This window comes from Streptomyces rimosus subsp. rimosus (assembly GCF_000720725.1).
Taxonomy (GTDB): Bacteria; Actinomycetota; Actinomycetes; order Streptomycetales; family Streptomycetaceae; genus Streptomyces; species Streptomyces rimosus_A.
The window spans coordinates 1-18,378 of record NZ_JOCQ01000037.1 but is presented as its reverse complement, the minus strand read 5'-3'; the positions used below and the strand labels follow the sequence as shown (position 1 = coordinate 18,378).

Genomic DNA, 18,378 nt, shown 5'->3' with positions numbered 1-18,378 from the left:
GTGAGGTCAGGCGCGCACCATCCACCAGGCGCCGATGCCGTTGCAGCCGCCCGCCATGAAGTTGATGCTGCGGTAGCCGGGTGGGATCGGGGAGCCGGAGCAGGTCCAGATGCCGTTGCGGACGAGCTGGTGGTACCAGGCGCCGACGCCGTTGCAGCCGGTGCGGTTGTAGCCCGTGATGACGTAGCCGGGCGGGATGGGCGAGCCCCCGCAGGTCCAGCGGCCGTCCCGGGCGAGCTCGTGGTACCAGCCGCCGACGCCGTTGCAACCGCTGCGGTTGTAGTTGGTGATCACATAGCCGGTCACGATCGGCGAGCCGCCGCAGGTCCAGATACCGTCGCGCACGGGCTCCTGGTACCAGGAGCCGGCGCCGTTGCAGCCGCCGCGGTTGTAGCCCGTGATGACGTACCCGTCCGGGACGGGCGCCCCGGAGCAGGACCAGCCGCCGGCCTTTGCCGCCCCGGTGGTCGCGGCAGTGGCCGTGCCGGTGGCGGCGCCGGTGAGGGCGGCCGCGATCAGTGCGACGGTGCCCACGACGGCGGCGAGGCGGCTCCGGACGGCAGCCAGCGTCTTACTGTTCCACAGGTGACCGAAATATCTGTCCAATTCACACCAACCCTATCGACATGATCACTTCAGGTCTGTCGACGGTCAAGAACACCGGATGGCGCAATAAAAGTCACCCCGTACGGTCGCGATTGTGAGAAGCGCGTCACTGTGCGCAAATGCCAAACCTGGTCTCGCCGGGCTGGTATGAGTGAGCGTCAGGTTCCGAAGGTTCCTGTGGCACTCGTACGGGTGAACGGGGTCGGTGGACCGTTCGTAGGACCGTTCGGCGTGCCGGACTGTGGTGACATCGATCGAGGGGATCGCCATGAGCGCACTCACTGAGCGTTTTCAGCGTGGCTACTGATCGGGTGAGGCCGATGAGGTCGAGGTGAGGGACGCAACGCACAAGGCTCCGGTGCCGTTGAGGGAGGTTTTCGAAGTCTCAATCCACCGGCACAGGAGCCCTGTTGGTTCCCTATTCTGCCGCACTCGACCTCCCGCACGCCCTGGTCGAGTGGGTCACGATGCTCATCGTCACCCGAGAGGGTGACCGGCGGTGCAAACTCCCGCCGCACCGGCGTGCGCTCGTCGCTCTGGTGTACCTACGCCACCACGACACCCTCTCCCGGATCGCCGTCGGCTTCGGGATATCCGTCGGCACTGCCCACGCCTACGTCACCGCCGTCACCAGCCTGCTCGCCGACCGCGCGCCGGGCCTGCTCAAGACGCTTCGCGAGCACGATCCGGAGTTCGTCCTGCTGGACGGGACTCTCGCCGAGTTCCCCCACCGTCTCCCCGGACGGCCAGCCCTAAATGATCACTCAGCCTTCGGTGAGAAAACCTAGCGGTCACCAACCTTCGATGACAACGCCCAACCTTCGCTGCGAGAGATCACCCCGGCCGGGCACGCATGACCTCGCGGCGGCGATGTACTAGAGTTATCTCGACATCGAGATATCTGCCGGGAGGCGTACCGCTGCCGCGCTAGTAAGGCTTGCCTAACTTAGCCTTACCTTAGCTGATCGGCAAGGATCTGTGACGGCAGGATTGCGGTGGTACGCGCGAATTCATGCATTGAAGGAGACTGTCGTGTCGGCGAACAGCTTCGACGCCCGCAGCACGCTGCAGGTGGGCGACGAGTCGTACGAGATCTTCAGGCTGGACAAGGTCGAGGGCTCCGCCCGCCTTCCCTACAGCCTGAAGGTGCTGCTGGAGAACCTGCTCCGTACCGAGGACGGCGCGAACATCACCGCCGACCACATCCGTGCGCTGGGCGGCTGGGACTCCCAGGCGCAGCCGAGCCAGGAGATCCAGTTCACGCCGGCCCGCGTGATCATGCAGGACTTCACCGGTGTGCCCTGCGTCGTGGACCTCGCCACCATGCGTGAGGCCGTCAAGGAGCTGGGCGGCGACCCGGCGAAGATCAACCCGCTGGCCCCGGCCGAGCTGGTCATCGACCACTCCGTCATCGCCGACAAGTTCGGCACCGCCAACGCCTTCCAGCAGAACGTGGAGCTGGAGTACGGGCGCAACAAGGAGCGCTACCAGTTCCTGCGCTGGGGCCAGACCGCCTTCGACGAGTTCAAGGTCGTCCCGCCCGGCACCGGCATCGTCCACCAGGTCAACATCGAGCACCTGGCCCGTACGGTCATGACCCGGGGCGGTCAGGCGTACCCCGACACTCTCGTCGGCACCGACTCGCACACCACCATGGTCAACGGCCTGGGCGTGCTGGGCTGGGGCGTCGGCGGCATCGAGGCCGAGGCCGCGATGCTGGGCCAGCCGGTCTCCATGCTCATCCCGCGTGTCGTCGGCTTCAAGCTGACCGGTGAGCTCAAGCCCGGCACCACCGCCACCGACCTGGTGCTCACCATCACCGAGATGCTGCGCAAGCACGGCGTCGTCGGCAAGTTCGTCGAGTTCTACGGTGAGGGCGTCGCCGCCACCTCGCTCGCCAACCGCGCCACCATCGGCAACATGTCGCCGGAGTTCGGCTCCACCGCCGCGATCTTCCCGATCGACGACGAGACGCTGAACTACCTGAAGCTGACCGGCCGCTCCGAGCAGCAGGTCGCCCTGGTCGAGGCGTACGCCAAGGAGCAGGGCCTGTGGCTGGACCCGGCCGCCGAGCCGGACTTCTCCGAGAAGCTGGAGCTGGACCTCTCCACGGTCGTCCCGTCGATCGCCGGCCCGAAGCGCCCGCAGGACCGCATCGTCCTGGCCGAGGCCTCCCGCCAGTTCGCGCAGGACGTGCGCAACTACGTCAGCGAGGCGGACCTGGACGAGGCGGGCAAGGAGTCCTTCCCGGCCTCCGACGCCCCCGCCGTCTCCAACGGCACGCCCAGCAAGCCGACCCAGGTCACCGCCGCCGACGGCTCGGTGTTCGAGATCGACCACGGCGCCGTCACGGTCGCCGCGATCACCTCCTGCACCAACACCTCGAACCCCTACGTCATGGTCGCCGCCGCGCTGGTGGCCAAGAAGGCGGTCGAGAAGGGCCTGTCCCGCAAGCCGTGGGTCAAGACCACTCTCGCCCCGGGCTCGAAGGTCGTCACCGACTACTTCGACAAGGCGAACCTGACGCCCTACCTGGACAAGCTGGGCTTCAACCTGGTCGGCTACGGCTGCACCACCTGCATCGGCAACTCCGGTCCGCTGGACGAGGAAATCTCGAAGGCGATCAACGACGCCGACCTCGCGGTCACCTCGGTGCTCTCCGGCAACCGCAACTTCGAGGGCCGGATCAACCCCGACGTCAAGATGAACTACCTGGCGTCCCCGCCGCTGGTCGTCGCGTACGCCATCGCCGGCTCCATGAAGGTGGACATCACCACCGAGGCGCTGGGCACCGACCAGGACGGCAACCCGGTCTACCTCAAGGACATCTGGCCCTCCGAGGCCGAGGTCAACGACGTCGTGGCCAACGCCATCGGCGAGGACATGTTCTCCAAGTCGTACGAGGACGTCTTCGCGGGCGACGCCCAGTGGCAGGCGCTGCCGATCCCGACCGGCAACACCTTCGAGTGGGACAGCGAGTCCACCTACGTCCGCAAGCCCCCGTACTTCGAGGGCATGACGATGGAGACCAGCCCGGTCTCCGACGTCCAGGGCGCCCGCGTCCTGGCCAAGCTGGGCGACTCGGTCACCACCGACCACATCTCCCCGGCCGGTGCGATCAAGGCCGACACCCCGGCCGGCCAGTACCTCACGGAGCACGGCGTCGAGCGCCGCGACTTCAACAGCTACGGCTCGCGCCGCGGCAACCACGAGGTCATGATCCGCGGCACGTTCGCCAACATCCGCCTGCGCAACCAGATCGCGCCGGGCACCGAGGGCGGCTTCACGCGTGACTTCACGCAGGAGGACGGCCCGGTCTCCTTCATCTACGACGCGTCGCAGAACTACCAGGCGGCCGGCATCCCGCTGGTCATCCTGGCCGGCAAGGAGTACGGCTCCGGCTCGTCCCGCGACTGGGCGGCCAAGGGCACCGCGCTGCTCGGCGTCAAGGCCGTCATCGCCGAGTCCTACGAGCGCATCCACCGCTCGAACCTGATCGGCATGGGTGTCCTCCCGCTCCAGTTCCCCGAGGGCGCCTCGGCGCAGTCGCTGGGCCTGACCGGCGAGGAGACCTTCGACATCACCGGTGTCACCGCCCTGAACGACGGCGGCATCCCGGAGACCGTCAAGGTCAAGGCGGGCGACGTCGAGTTCGACGCCAAGGTGCGCATCGACACCCCCGGCGAGGCGGACTACTACCGCAACGGCGGCATCATGCAGTACGTGCTGCGCTCGCTGATCCGGAAGTAACCGGCACACCCGCCCGGCAGGGCGGGTGACACCGAAGGGGCCGCACCCCTGGCCGGGGGTGCGGCCCTTCGCCGTGTCCGCCGCTGCTGTCCCGGGGCCGGAAAACCGGTGCGGCGCGCCTCGTGGAGACGCGCCGCACCATCACCTCACCGGCACACGGCCGACCGGAGTCCCCCGGCTACCGGTGTCCTGGGGGCTAGAACATCCAGCTGTAGATGTTGTAGCCGTAGCCGATCTGCTTGCGCGACTCGAAGGGGTCCGTCGCGCCGCCGTTGCCGCTGTAGAGCCACAGCTTGCCGTCGGTGCCGCGGGCGAGCAGGTCCGCGCGGCCGTCGAGGTCCACGTCGCCGACGGAGACCAGGGCGTTGTACGTGTTCCAGCCCCCGCCGACCTTGACGCGCGAGGCGAACGGCGCCTTGTAGTTGCCGGTGCCCTTGTAGAACCACAGGACGCCGGAGGAGTCGCGGGCCACGATGTCGGCCTTGCCGTCGCCGTTCAGGTCGCCCTTGCCGGAGATCTCGGTGTAGACGTCCCAGCCGCCGCCGACCTTGATGCGCGAGGTGACCTGGCCGTTGTCGTAGCCGAGGTAGAGCCACAGCACGCCCGACTTGTCGCGCGCGATGATGTCGTACGCGGTGCCGCCGCCGAGGTTGCCCGGCGACAGGACCTTGTTGTAGATGTTCCAGCCGCCACCGACCGTACGGCTGTCGTCTTCGGAGTTGAAGTACAGGTTGCCGGCCTTGTCCCAGGCCCACATGCCGTCGCCCACGCCGTCGCCGCTGTGGTCGACCGTGGCCGCGGCCTTGAGCAGGTCCCAGTTGCCGGTGACGAACAGGCGCTCGTCCAGACCACCGGTGCCGTTCGGCAGGTACTGGTACAGGAAGCCGTCGGAGCGCTGGATGCCGAACAGGCCGAACACGGGGGCCTCGGCCGACACCGCCGCACCGGCCGTGGCGCGGGCCTTGGCCCCGGCACCGGCCTTCGGCGCCGCCTTCGCCAGCTTGCTGATGTCGACGTTCTTCACGGGGGCGGGGACCGGCGCGTCCGCCACCGCGGCTGAGGCGCTGGTACCGACCAGGGCGGCGGCGACCGCCGCGACAGCCACGCGCGACAGGACGCGCCCGCGCTTACGGCCGGGAAGTTTGGCCACGTATATCTCCATTTGCCATGTGATGAGGCGCGACGCACCCTCATGGAGGTGCGTTGCGTGATCGTCAGGATCTTTGCACAACCTTTTCACATGTCAACAGGTTTACGGATGGTCTGATCAATCGGCCCCAGAAATCGCCCGTTTCGGACCGATCAGCTCGAACTCCGCCAAGGTGGCCGGACTTTCAGCCGTCAGTCGGTAACGTTGGTAGACCCCGGGTGATGACACCGTGAACACCCGGGTCTGCCGGTCCCAGCTGAAGGACTCGTGCGTCCGCCGGTCCAGCGTCCGCCACTTCCCGTGCCGGTCCAGACCCTCCAGCACCCAGGCGCCGGGCGCGTCACCCTTCGCCGCCGAGGTGAGGGTGTACGAGGTCGCCCGCGCCGCCGAGGCGAGGGTGACCGGGACGGAGCCGACGGACGCCGAGGTGTCCGAGGTGTCGTCCAGCAGCGGGCTGCCGCCCGGAGTCGTCAGGTCGCCGTCCGGCACGGGCACCCGGTCGTCGCGCGTGATGGACGACGGTGCCGCGTTCTTGCCCGTGCCCCAGGAGGACGGGCGCGGCCCCATCGCGAAATCCAGGGTGCCGCCGCGGGCGAGCAGGGCGTGCGGCAGCGCCGTGGAATTCCACGGCTTCCCGTTGACCCGCAGCCCTTGGACGTACACATTGCGCGCATTGTTGCGCGGTGCCCTGACGACGAGATCGCGGCCGTTCTCCAAGTGGACGGTGGCCTTGGTGAACAGCGGCGAGCCGACGGCGTATTCGGGCGATCCCATCACCAGCGGATAGAACCCGAGCGCGCTGAAGACGTACCACGCGGACATCTCGCCGTTGTCCTCGTCGCCCGGATAGCCCTGGCCGATCTCACTGCCCAGGTAAAGGCGGGAGAGCACCTCGCGGACCTTCTCCTGTGTCTTCCACGGCTGCCCGGCCGCGTCATAGGCGTACGCGATGTGGTGCGACGGCTGGTTGCTGTGCCCGTACATGCCCATCCGGGTGTCCCGGGCCTCGGTCATCTCGTGGATGACACCGCCGTACGAGCCGGCGAATTCCCTGGTGCCGGTTTCCGGGGTGGCGAAGTACGCGTCGAGCTTCTTCGCCAGGCCCGCCCGGCCGCCGTACAGGTTGGCCAGGCCGCGGGTGTCCTGCGGTGCGGTGAAGGCGAAGGTCCAGGCGTTGGTCTCGGTGTAGTCGTGACCCCAGACGCGCGGGTCGAAACGGTCCGGGGGCAGACGCCAGTTGCCGGCCGCGTCCTTGCCCTGGAAGAAGCCGACCTTGTCGTCGAAGTGCTTGACGTAGTCGCGGGCGCGATTGAGGAAGTACGCGGACTCTTCCCTGTAGCGCGGCTTCTTCGTCTTCGCGTACAGCGCCTGTCCCATGCGGGCGATGCCGTAATCGTTGAGATATCCCTCCAGCGCCCAGGACATGCCTTCCCTGGTGTCCGTGCTCGTATAGCCGCGGAAGGGGGAGGTGGCCATTCCCTTGCGGCCGACGCCGGGGCTGGGCGGGGCCACGGTGGCGTTCTTCACCGCCGCCTCGTAGGCCGCGACAGCGTCGAACTTCACGCCCTTCGCATAGGCGTCGGCGAAGGCCACGTCCGAACTCGTGCCGGTCATCAGGTCCGCGTAACCGGGGGAGGACCAGCGGGAGATCCAGCCGCCGTCCTTGTACTGCTGGACGAAACCGTCGACCATTTTTCCCGCCTGCCGCGGAGTGAGCAGGGAATAGGCGGGCCAGGTGGTGCGGTAGGTGTCCCAGAAGCCGTTGTTGACGTAGACCTCGCCGTAGACGATCTTCGAGCCGGTGCGGGTCGGGGTGTCGGGGCCGGTCCGCGGCGAGAAGGGGCTGGCGTACCGGGCCCGGGAACCCACCTGCTCATGGCCGGAGTTGGGGTAGAGGTAGAGCCGGTAGAGGTTCGAGTAGAGCGTGACGAGCCGGTCCCGGCTCGCGCCCTCGACCTCGATACGGCCGAGGATGCCGTCCCACTGGGTACGGGCGCGGTCCCGGACCCGCTCGAAGGAGTCGCCCGCCGGAATCTCGCGCTCCAGGTTCGCGCGTGCCTGGTCGACGCCGATCAGCGAGGTGGCGATGCGCAGCGTGACCGTACGGTCGGCGCCGGGCCGCAGTTTCAGGTAACCCGTCACGTCCGGGCCGCCACCGCCGCTCAGCTTGCCGCCCGCGGTCACCGGCGCGTCCAGCACGCCGTACACGAACAGCCGGGTGGCGCCGGTCGAAGAGTTGCTCCGGACGTCCGAGAAGCCGGTGACGACGCCTCGTTCCGCATCCAGGGTGAGGCCGCCGTTGTTGTTGACGTTGTCGAAGATCAGATTCGCGTCGTCGCCGGGGAAGGTGAAGCGCATCAGCGCCGCGTGGTCCGTCGGGGCGATGTCCGCCTTCAGGCCGTTGTCGAAGGTGACGCCGTAGTGGTGCGGCTTCGCCGTCTCGTTGGCGTGGTGGAAGGGCAGGGCGCGGGCGGCCCGGCCGGCGTCCGGGGTGCCCGCGGCGGTGGACGGCATGACCTGGAAGGTCTGCCGGTCGCCCATCCAGGGGCTCGGCTCATGGCTGGCGGCGAACGCCTGGAGGGTCGGCAGGTTGTCGGCGTTGTTCTTCCGCGCGTACTCGTACAGCCAGTCGGTGGAGCCCGCGTTGGTCACCGGCGTCCAGAAGTTGAAGCCGTGCGGCACGGCGGTGGCCGGGAAGGTGTTGCCGCGCGAGAAGCTGCCGCTGGAGTGGGTGCCGCGGGTGGTCGCCACGTGGTCGGAGAGGTGGGCGGGCGGCTTCTGCCGCGCCTCGGGGCCCAGGGTGATGTCGTCGACCCAGCCGCGGAAGACCGGCGTGGCCTTCGGCGCGGCCGGGGAGTCGTACGCGATCAGGATCCGGTCGACGGTCCTGCCCGCCGCGACGGCGCCGATGCGCGACTCGCGGTGGTTCCACTGGTTGACGTAGAGCGTCTTGGCGTCGGCCTGGCCGCGCGGGGTGAGCGGGGCGCCGTTCTGGTCGGCGGCGCCCAGCTCGCTGAGGTACGTGCCGTCGGTGAAGGCCAGGTCGAGTGCGACGTGGGTGGCGGGGTAGCCCAGGTCGGTGGCGGCCATCTCGGGGAAGACCTTGTACGACAGCGAGGTGGCGGCCGTGACCGGCAGGTCGACGTCGAAGACCTTGTTGTACGAGTAGCCGCGGCCGGATGCGGTGTGGGTGCCCGCGTACCGCAGCGCCCGCAGCCCGCTGAAGCCGGCGTTCGCCTTGGCGGTGGGGGAGGTGGTGGGGCCGGAGTCGGGGTGGCTGCTCATACCGCCGCCCGGACCGCTCTCCGGGCCCACCCCGGAGGTCTTCCCGGCGCCGTCCGGGCCGTTCTCGACAGTGTCCCGCCAGGCGGGCTGCGGATCGCCGGGTTCGAAGGAGGAGCTGAACTGCCGTGCGCCCGGGGGCTTTCCGGGCGGGGCCGCGACGGCGGGGGCGTGCGCCGTCAGGACGAGCAGGGCCGCCGCCGCGAGCGCGACGGGGCGGGCCGTGCCGGGCAGGGGTCTGTGCCGGTGTCTGAGCCGCACGCGTACCTCTCAACGAAGCGACATTTCCACAACGGTGACATCGTTGTCAGCTGCGTAATGCAGAGATAAGTAAGGTGCGTGGGGCCTTTGTTGTCAAGGGTGGTCCCGCGGGCGGCGGCCAGAAGTTTCCGGCCGGATCGACGCATACGGCCGAGGTCTCAACTCGGGAAAGATGGCGGCCCGAACTTGCTTACGATCTTGCCGAGTTGACCTGAAGTGGACTATACCTGTCGGCGTCCGAGCGACTGTGCGAACGACGTCGCGGACCCGGGGGGACCTGCGGAGCAGCACAAGAAATCGGCCCCGCACATCCCTGGCGTGCCCGGTGCACATCCCGTACAACTCAGCTTCATCTGACCCGCGGTGCCGGGGTGGCTCCGGTACACCGCCTGAGTCCTGAAGAAGGCGAGGACTTGCGCATGGGATCCACCTCAGATTTCAGCCGTCGTGACCTGATCAAGCGGGCCGCGGCGCTGGGAATCGTCACCGTACCGGCCATGAGCGCGCTGTCGGCGTGTGCCAGTAGTGGCGACGGAGGCGGCGAGAAGGTCGAGAAGGGGCAGAAGTCCGCCAAGAATCCGCTGGCGGTCAATGACAGCGCCGCCCTCGACGTCGTCATCTTCGACGGCGGATTCGGCGACAAATACGCGAAGGACGCCCAGGCCGAATACGTCGCCGCCTTCCCCAAGACCAAGGGCAAGGTGAAGCTCGCCTCCACCCAGAAGATCCAGTCCACCCTCCAGCCGCGGTTCAACGGCGGCAACCCGCCGGACCTGGTGGACAACTCCGGCGCCGAGCAGATGGACTTCGGCACCCTCGTCTCCAAGAACCAGCTCGCCGACCTCACCCCGCTGCTCGACGCCCCGTCGATCGACGACCCGGACAAGAAGGTGCGCGACACGCTGCGCCCCGGTGTCGTCGAGATGGGCCAGTTCGGCGGCAAGGAAACCTGGATCATGTACTACGCGTACACGGTCTACGGCGTCTGGTATTCCAAGACCAATCTGCAGAAGGTCGCCGACGCGGAATACCCGAAGACCTGGGACGAGATGCTCGCCGTGTGCGAGAAGGCGAAGAAGAAGGGCGTCGCCGGGTGGACCTACCCCGGCAAGTACCCGTACTACCTCCCGTTCAGCCTCTACCCGTTCATCGCCAAGATCGGCGGCGAGGAGGTGCTCCGGAAGATCGACAACCTGGAGCCGAACGCCTGGAAGGACCCGGCCGTCAAGGCCGCCTTCGACGCGTACTACGAGCTGTACAAGAAGGGGTACATCCTCAAGGGCTCGCCGGGCCTGGACCACCTCCAGTCGCAGAAGGCGTGGGCCGAGGGCAAGGCCCTGTTCATACCGAACGGCTCGTGGGTGGAGAACGAATCCGCCAAGCAGATCGAGAAGAACCCGGACTTCCAGCTCTCGGTCGGCGCGCCGTCCAGCCTCTCGTCCTCGGACAAAATGCCGTTCGGCACGATCTGGGCCTCCGGCGGCGAACCGTACATCGTGCCGAGGCAGGCCAAGAACGTGCCCGGTGGTATGGAGATGCTGCGCATCATGCTCAGCAAGAAGTCCTCGCAGAACTTCATCAAGCAGGTCTCCTCGCTCACCTCGCTGAACGGCGGCACGGAGGGCCTGAAGCTGCCCCCGGGGCTGGCCTCGGCGCAGCAGGCGCTGGAGCAGGCCGGCAAGAACATCGTCAACCCGCGGTTGCAGGACTGGTACGTGGCGCTGCAGAAGGAGAAGATCGGCGTCGGCGCGCTGGGCGAGATGATGGCGGGCCGCATGACTCCCGACGAGGCGATCACCAAGATCCAGAAGTACGCGGACGAGACGCGTGAGGACAGCAGCGTCAAGAAGTACAAGCGCTGACCGTGCGTCGGACGCGTCACCAGCGGTGGCGGTCACGCGAAACAGCGGGGAAAGAACGGGATCGGTAGTCATGCAGCACGGTAAATACCGTTTCATAGTGGGGTTCCTGGTCATCCCGCTGGCGATATACGCGATATTCGTGATATCGCCGTTCGTGCAGGCGATCTACTACTCCTTCACGGACTGGACCGGCCTGAGCTCGGACATGAAAATGGTCGGGTTCGACAACTACACGCGCCTCTTCAAGGACAGCGTTTTCTGGGCCGCGGTGGGAAACAGTGTGACGCTGTTGCTGCTGCTGCCGGTGGTGACGCTCTCGCTCGGGCTCTTCTTCGCCTTCATGCTCAACGTCGGTGGCCGCCGCAGGAAGAAGGCGGTCATCGGCGGTGTGCGCGGCTCGGGCACGTACAAGATTCTCTATTTCTTCCCGCAGGTGCTGTCGATCCCGATCGTCGCCCTGCTCTTCCAGTTCGCGTACAACCCGGAGAGCGGCGCGCTGAACGCGTTCTTCAAGGCGATCGGGCTGGACAACGTGCAACCCGACTGGCTCGGGGACCCGCAGCTCGCGCTCTGGTGCATCATGGGCGCGATGATCTGGGCCAATGTCGGCTTCTACGTCGTGCTCTTCTCGGCCGGCATGAGTTCCATTCCGAAGGACTTCTACGAGGCGGCGCTGCTGGACGGCGCCAACCGGTTCAACACGTTCTTCAGAATCACCCTGCCGCTGCTGTGGGACACGGTGCAGACCGGCTGGATCTACATGGGCATTCTGGCGCTGGACGTGTCGGCCTTCGCGTTCGTGCAGATCATGAGCGTCGGGCCGGGCGGCCCCGACTACTCCACCGAGGTCCTGCCGCTGTACGTCTATCAGAAGACCTTCCGCGACGGTCAGGCCGGTTACGCCACCTCGATCGGCGTCTCCCTGCTGATAGTGACCCTGATCTTCTCGGCCATCGTCATGCGGCTGGGCCGGCGCGAGCGACTGGAGTTCTGATGAGCGTGCAGACCACCAAGCCCCCGGCCGTGACGGGCCGGGGCGGTGCGGGCGGCAAGGGGGGCGAGAGCGGCGAGGGCCGGGTCCTGAACGTCTTCTCGCACGGCGTCCTGGTCATCTGGGGCCTGCTGGTCACCATGCCGCTGCTGTGGGCGGTGATCAGCTCCTTCAAGGACGACGGCGAGATCTTCGGATCGCCCTGGGGCCTGCCGTCGGCGCTGCACTTCGACAACTGGGCGCGCGCCTGGGACAAGGCCAACATGGGCCAGTACTTCTTCAACTCGCTGGTCGTCGTGGGCGGTTCGCTGATCGGCACGATGCTGCTGGGGTCGATGGCGGCGTACGTACTGGCCCGGTTCGACTTCCCGGGCAACCGCTTCATCTACTTCCTGTTCGTGGGCGGGATGGGCTTCCCGATCATCCTGGCGCTGGTCCCGCTGTTCTTCGTCATGAAGAACATGGCCCTGCTGGACACCTACCATGGCCTGATCCTGGTCTACATCGGGTACTCCCTGCCGTTCACCGTCTTCTTCCTCAGCGGGTTCTTCAGAACGCTGCCGACGTCGGTGGCGGAGGCCGCGCTCATCGACGGCGCCTCCCACACGCGTACGTTCTTCCAGGTCATGCTGCCGATGGCCAAGCCGGGCCTGATCAGCGTCGGCATCTTCAACTTCCTGGGGCAGTGGAACCAGTACCTGCTGCCGACGGTGCTCAACGTCGGCGACCCGGACAAGAAGGTGCTGACCCAGGGCCTGGTCGCGCTGGCGGTCAGCCAGGGGTACAAGGGCGACTGGTCCGGCCTGTTCGCGGGCCTGACCATCGCGATGCTGCCGGTGCTCGGCGCGTACATCATCTTCCAGCGGCAGGTGGTGGCGGGTCTGACGGCGGGGGCGCTCAAGTAGTCCCGCGCGCCGTACCGGCCGGCCGTACGCCGTACGCCGCAGCCGTACGCCGAGCGGCCCCCGCCGACCCGCGGGGGCCGCCGTTGCTGCCCGCCCGGACAGCCGGGTTTTGGCCACAGGGCCGGTGCACCCGGTCGAGGACTTGACGGAACCGGACCCTGGCACGTCAGCTTAGATTCACATGTTGGAGACAAGCCGGGTCCCGTCGATGTGGCCCGGCCGGCGGCCGGTCGTCGTGCCGGGCGCTACAGGCGGGAGTGGATGAGTCGATGGAGACTCCGGGTTCGCAGTCCTCGCTGCACCGGGCCAATCTGGAGCGGGTCGTACGCGCGGTGCGCATGGCGGGTTCGCTCACCCAGGCGGAGATCGCCCGGACCACGGGCCTGTCGGCGGCCACGGTCTCCAACATCGTGCGCGAACTGAAGGACGCCGGGACCGTGGAGGTCACGCCGACCTCGGCGGGCGGCCGCCGGGCCCGCAGCGTCTCGCTCTCCGGCGACGCCGGGATCGTGGTCGGCGTCGACTTCGGCCACTCGCACCTGCGGGTCGCGGTCGGCAACCTCGCCCACCAGGTGCTGGCCGAGGAGACCGAGCCGATCGACGTGGACGCCTCCGCCGCGGAGGGCTTCGACCGGGCCGAGCGCCTGGTCAACCGGCTGATCGAGACGACCGGCGTGGGCGCCGGCAAGGTCATCGGGGTCGGCCTCGGCGTCCCCGGGCCCATCGACGTCGAATCCGGCACGCTCGGCTCGACCGCGATCCTGCCCGGCTGGAGCGGGACGAACCCGAGCGAGGAGCTGGCCGGGCGGCTCGGCGTCGGGGTGTACGTCGACAACGACGCCAACCTGGGCGCGCTCGGCGAGCTGGTGTGGGGCAGCGGGCGCGGCGCCGCCGACCTCGCGTACATCAAGGTCGCCAGCGGCGTCGGCGCGGGACTGGTCATCAGCGGCCAGATCTACCGCGGCCCGGGCGGCACGGCCGGCGAGATCGGGCACATCACGCTGGACGAGTCCGGGCCGGTGTGCCGCTGCGGCAACCGCGGCTGCCTGGAGACCTTCACCGCCGCCCGGTACGTGCTCCCGCTGCTCCAGCCCAGCCACGGGCCCGACCTGACCATGGCGGAGGTGGTCCGGCTGGCGAGGGAGGGCGACCCCGGGTGCCGCCGGGTGATCGGGGACGTGGGGCGGCACATCGGCAGCGGCGTGGCCAATCTGTGCAACCTGCTCAACCCGAGCCGGGTCGTGCTCGGCGGAGATCTCGCGGAGGCCGGGGAGCTGGTGCTGGGGCCGATCAGGGAATCGGTGTCGCGGTACGCGATCCCCAGCGCCGCACGGCAGTTGAGCATCGTGCCCGGGACGCTCGGCGGGCGCGCGGAGGTGCTGGGCGCGCTCGCGCTCGTACTGAGCGAGATGGGCGACTCGACGCTGCTGGACGGCACGCTGCCCGCCGACGGAGCCGTGCCGCCGGGCGCGCGTACGGCCCCCGGAGTGCCCGTCGCCGCCGGTTCCCGGGCGGCCGGCGGCACCGGTACCTCTGCCATTGCCTGACGCCTACACCGCACGCTGAGTTCACACAGCTAACGCATGGCACCGTTGTCATCTCGTTAAGTATTTACTCCTTGACGGTCTGCGAGCGGCCGAGTTGACTTCCAGCCACCTCGGCCGCAACGACGCGGCCTCGTCAGGGAGGTTTCACCGTGAACACGCATCTGCGTCGTGCTGCCGTGGCCGCGGCCGCCGTCTCGATGGCCCTCGGACTCGCCGCCTGCGGCTCCGCGAAGGAGGCCGGCGGCGACTCGGACGCCAAGAAGGACAAGAAGGGGCCGCTGACCATCGGCCTCCTACTGCCCGAGAACCAGACCGCGCGCTACGAGCGGTTCGACAAGCCGCTGATCGAGAAGAAGATCCGCGAGCTGGCGGGCAAGGACACCGAGATCCTCTACGACAACGCCAAGCAGGACCCCTCCGTCCAGCAGCAGCAGGTCGACACGATGATCACCAAGAAGGTGGACGCGCTGATCCTGGACGCGGTGGACGCCAAGTCCATCGCCTCCTCCGTCAAGAAGGCGAACGACAAGGGCATACCCGTCGTGGCCTACGACCGGCTGGCCGAGGGACCGATCAAGGCGTACACCTCCGTCGACAACGAGCGTGTCGGCCGCATCCAGGGCGAATCGCTCCTCAAGGCGCTCGGCGACACCGCCGACAAGGGCGAGATCGTCATGATGAACGGCTCGGTCACCGACCCGAACGCCAAGATGTACAAGGACGGCGCGCACTCCGTACTCGACGGCAAGGTCAAGATCGGCAAGGAGTACGACACCAAGGAGTGGAAGCCGGAGAACGCCAACGAGAACATGAAGGGCGCCATCTCCTCGCTCGGCAAGGACAAGATCATCGGCGTCTACTCGGCCAACGACGGCATGGCGGGCGGCATCATCACCGCCCTGAAGAGCGCCGGATTCACCAAGCTGCCGCCGGTCACCGGCCAGGACGCGGAGCTCTCCGCCGTCCAGCGCATCCTCGACGGCGAGCAGTTCATGAGCGTCTACAAGCCGTACCAGCCGGAGGCCGACGCCGCCGCGTCGATGGCCGTCGCGCTCGCCCAGGGCAAGAAGCTCGACGGGATCGCCAAGTCGACTGTCGACAGCGCGACGGAGAAGAAGGTGCCGTCCGTCATCGTGACGCCCTTCGCGCTGACCAAGGCCGATATTTCGAAGTATGTCGGCCAGGAAGGCTTCTTCACCAAGGCCGAGATCTGCACCGCCAAGTTCCAGTCCGCCTGCGCCCAGGCCGGCCTGAAGTAAGCCCGGCCGTCCGCCCGGCCCCGCCGCCCGCCGGCCGCGGGCCGGACGGCGCATTCCCGCCGGTCAGGCGGCGAAGGAGATGATTCACGTGTCCGCTACGCCCGTGCTGGCGTTGCGCGGGGTCTCCAAGCGGTTCGGCGCCGTGCAGGCGCTCACCGATGTCGAACTGGAGATCCACCCCGGCGAGGTCGTCGCCCTGGTCGGCGACAACGGCGCCGGCAAGTCCACCCTCGTCAAGGCGATCGCCGGCGTGGGCCCCGCCGACGACGGCGTCATCGAGTGGGAAGGCCGGCCGGTCACCGTCGACCGGCCGCACACCGCCCAGGAACTGGGCATCGCGACCGTCTACCAGGACCTCGCGCTGTGCGACAACCTCGACGTCGTCGGCAACCTCTTCCTCGGCCGCGAGATCGTACGGGCCGGGGTGCTCGACGAGGTCGAGATGGAACGCCGCTCCCGCGAGCTGCTCGCCACGCTCGCCATCCGCATCCCGAGCGTGCGCATCCCGATCGCCTCGCTCTCCGGCGGCCAGCGGCAGACCGTCGCCATCGCCCGCTCGCTGCTCGGCGAGCCCAAGGTCGTCATCCTCGACGAGCCCACCGCGGCGCTCGGCGTCGAGCAGACCGCCCAGGTCCTCGACCTGGTGGAACGGCTGCGCGAACGCGGCCTGGGCGTCATCCTGATCAGCCACAACATGGCCGACGTCAAGGCCGTCGCCGACCGGGTCGCGGTGCTGCGCCTGGGCCGCAACAACGGCACCTTCGAGGTGCGCAGCACCACCCAGGAAGAGATCATCTCCGCCATCACCGGCGCCACGGACAATGCCGTGACCCGGCGCAAGGCTCGTACGGATACCGCGGAGGGCCGGAAGTGACCACCAACCTTTCCAAGGCCGGCGACGAGCCGGTCGGCGCCGGTGGTGCCGATGGCGCCGCCGAGGGTGCCGTCATCGCCGTTGACCCGCGGCTGCTCGTGCGGCAGCAGGGCTTCAAGGGGTACCTCGACGAGTTCCGGCGCAAGACGCGCAGCGGTGAACTGGGGTCGCTTCCGGTCATCGTCGGCCTCATCGTCATCGGACTGGTCTTCCAGCTGCAGGACTCCGCTTTCCTCGGCGCCGAGAACCTCTCGAACCTGTTCGTGACCGCCGCCGGCACCGGACTGATCGCCGTCGGCATCGTCTTCGTGCTGATCCTCGGCGAGATCGACCTGTCCGTCGGCTCGGTCAGCGGCCTGGCCGCCGCGGTCTTCGCCGTCCTCAACATCAACAACGGCATGCCGGAGTGGCCGGCCCTGATCCTGGCCCTGCTCACCGGCACCGTCGCCGGCGCCCTGCACGGCTTCTTCTTCGCCCGCATCGGCGTGCCCGCCTTCGTCGTCACGCTGGCCGGGCTGCTCGGCTGGAACGGCCTGATGCTGCAGATCCTCGGATCGAACGGCACCATCAACCTCGACGACAGCGGCCTCGTCGCCCAGCTCACCAACTACTACTTCACCGACGTGGCCGCCGCGTACGGCCTGGCGACGGTCGCCGTCCTGGCGTACCTCGGCCTCTCCCTGCTCGACTCGCGCCGCCGGGAGGCCGCGGGCGTTCCGAGCCGGCCGCTGAGTGAAACCGTGCTGCGTACGGTGGTGCTCGCCGTCCCCGCCTACCTGGTCGCCTGGCTGCTCAACCAGTACAAGGGCCTGCCGCTCGCCGTGGTCATCTTCCTCGGCGTCGTCGTCGCCCTCGACTTCGTGCTGCGCCGCACCACGTACGGACGCCAGATCTTCGCCCTCGGCGGCAGCGTCGAGGCGGCGCGGCGCGCGGGCATCAACGTCGCGTTCGTCCGCATCTCCGTCTTCTCCCTGGCCGGCACGATGGCCGCCGTCGGCGGCATGTTCCTGGCCTCCCAGATCAACGCCGCGAACCAGTCCTCCGGGGCGGGCAGCCTGCTGATGAACGCGATCGCCGCCGCGGTCATCGGCGGTACGAGCCTGTTCGGCGGGCGCGGCAAGACGTGGTCCGCGCTGCTGGGTGTCCTGGTCATCCAGTCCATCGCGTCGGGGATGGCACTGCTGGGGATCGCGTCGGCCGTGCAGTACATGATCACGGGGGCGGTGCTGTTGGCGGCGGTGGTCATCGACTCGGTGTCACGCAAGACGCAGAAGACGGCGGGGCGGGCGTAGGGGGCGTGCTGCGCACGCGGTTTTCCGGTAAAGGCGTGGGGCTGGCCCCGGCGTTGATTGCGCTTCGCGCGGGTGGGGGCCTGGCCCGCGCTTCGCGCGGATGCGCATCAGGTTCGTTTGGGGGCGGGGGCGCGCAGGGGGCCAACTCCTCGGCACCGTGCACGGCGTCCAAGGGTTAGTAGTGAACCGAGGGCACCCGGCTGCCTGCGGGGATGGCCCCCTACACGCCCCCTCCCGTCGGTTGGGCGAGTGCGGGCCGGTGGGGGGAGGAAAAACCTTGGTGCGCGCCCACCGTGTGGTCAAGCTCGCGCACGTATAGGCGCAGGGCCGGGGGCGTCTCCGCCTCCTGCGTAAGCCGCCGCCTGTGTTGTTAGTGGGACCGCAGCCACGGCGGCGGGATAGCCGCGAACGGAGCGGGCTCGGGGACACGTAGGGGTCTCCCCGCAGGCGACCGAGGCCCCGGATGCGAAGAGACACAAGGTCGCGTCCCCGGCAACGAGGAGTGACCCCTGCGGGGCCCCGAGCCCCCCCCCACCCGACCCCCCGCGCCCGACGCGCACCCCCCCCCCACCCCCACCGGCACCCCCAAGCCAGCCACC

At 68.4% G+C, this 18,378-nt stretch carries 11 protein-coding genes and 1 pseudogene; 9 read left to right on the top strand and 3 right to left on the bottom strand.

What is annotated here, in order from left to right; all coding sequences use genetic code 11:
• Window positions 1-6: 6 nt before the first annotated feature.
• Window positions 7-606, bottom strand: coding sequence for a hypothetical protein (locus IH45_RS0120000; RefSeq protein ID WP_234440600.1), 600 nt, complete (start codon window positions 604-606; stop codon window positions 7-9).
• 410 nt (window positions 607-1,016) lie between these two features.
• Between IH45_RS0120000 and IH45_RS0119995 the strand changes: the two are divergent.
• Together IH45_RS0119995 and acnA are read left to right on the top strand one after the other, a co-directional pair.
• Window positions 1,017-1,328, top strand: a pseudogene (locus IH45_RS0119995) (helix-turn-helix domain-containing protein); the annotation flags it as partial.
• A gap of 310 nt (window positions 1,329-1,638) precedes the next feature.
• The gene (acnA, locus tag IH45_RS0119990) at window positions 1,639-4,356 is read left to right on the top strand and encodes an aconitate hydratase AcnA (RefSeq protein WP_030669832.1); all 2,718 of its coding nucleotides are present in this window, start codon (window positions 1,639-1,641) and stop codon (window positions 4,354-4,356) included.
• Window positions 4,357-4,552: 196 nt separating this feature from the next.
• Here acnA and IH45_RS0119985 read toward each other — a convergent pair whose 3' ends face one another.
• Window positions 4,553-5,506, bottom strand: a complete 954-nt coding sequence (locus tag IH45_RS0119985; RefSeq protein WP_078897675.1) for an FG-GAP repeat domain-containing protein — start codon at window positions 5,504-5,506, stop codon at window positions 4,553-4,555.
• 117 nt (window positions 5,507-5,623) lie between these two features.
• Window positions 5,624-9,049 carry a GH92 family glycosyl hydrolase gene (locus IH45_RS0119980; RefSeq protein ID WP_030669824.1) on the bottom strand — a complete coding sequence of 1,142 codons (3,426 nt, stop codon included), beginning with the start codon at window positions 9,047-9,049 and terminating at the stop codon, window positions 5,624-5,626.
• Window positions 9,050-9,468: 419 nt separating this feature from the next.
• On the opposite strand from IH45_RS0119980, the gene ngcE reads away from it, so the two are divergent.
• The 7 genes from ngcE (at window position 9,469) to IH45_RS0119945 (ending at window position 17,779) form a co-directional block, all read left to right on the top strand.
• Window positions 9,469-10,911 (top strand): N-acetylglucosamine/diacetylchitobiose ABC transporter substrate-binding protein, encoded by a 1,443-nt coding sequence (ngcE, locus tag IH45_RS0119975; protein ID WP_030669821.1) that lies wholly within the window; start codon window positions 9,469-9,471, stop codon window positions 10,909-10,911.
• A 70-nt stretch (window positions 10,912-10,981) separates the two neighbouring features.
• The gene (locus IH45_RS0119970) at window positions 10,982-11,905 is read left to right on the top strand and encodes a carbohydrate ABC transporter permease (protein WP_030669818.1); all 924 of its coding nucleotides are present in this window, start codon (window positions 10,982-10,984) and stop codon (window positions 11,903-11,905) included.
• Entirely contained in the window at window positions 11,905-12,807 is a 903-nt protein-coding gene (locus IH45_RS0119965) for a carbohydrate ABC transporter permease (RefSeq protein ID WP_030669815.1), read from the top strand. The genes IH45_RS0119970 and IH45_RS0119965 overlap by 1 nt, the downstream gene beginning before the upstream one ends.
• A gap of 269 nt (window positions 12,808-13,076) precedes the next feature.
• Window positions 13,077-14,354, top strand: a complete 1,278-nt coding sequence (locus IH45_RS0119960) for an ROK family transcriptional regulator (RefSeq protein ID WP_030669810.1) — start codon at window positions 13,077-13,079, stop codon at window positions 14,352-14,354.
• Between the two features lie 149 nt (window positions 14,355-14,503).
• Window positions 14,504-15,613 (top strand): substrate-binding domain-containing protein, encoded by a 1,110-nt coding sequence (locus IH45_RS0119955; protein WP_030669807.1) that lies wholly within the window; start codon window positions 14,504-14,506, stop codon window positions 15,611-15,613.
• A gap of 79 nt (window positions 15,614-15,692) precedes the next feature.
• A complete protein-coding gene (locus IH45_RS0119950) occupies window positions 15,693-16,487 on the top strand; it encodes an ATP-binding cassette domain-containing protein (RefSeq protein ID WP_030669805.1) in 795 nt (264 codons plus the stop codon).
• On the top strand, window positions 16,484-17,779 hold the full coding sequence (locus IH45_RS0119945; protein ID WP_030669802.1) for a sugar ABC transporter permease: 1,296 nt from the start codon (window positions 16,484-16,486) through the stop codon (window positions 17,777-17,779). Before IH45_RS0119950 ends, IH45_RS0119945 begins: the two co-directional genes overlap by 4 nt.
• Window positions 17,780-18,378 lie beyond the last annotated feature (599 nt).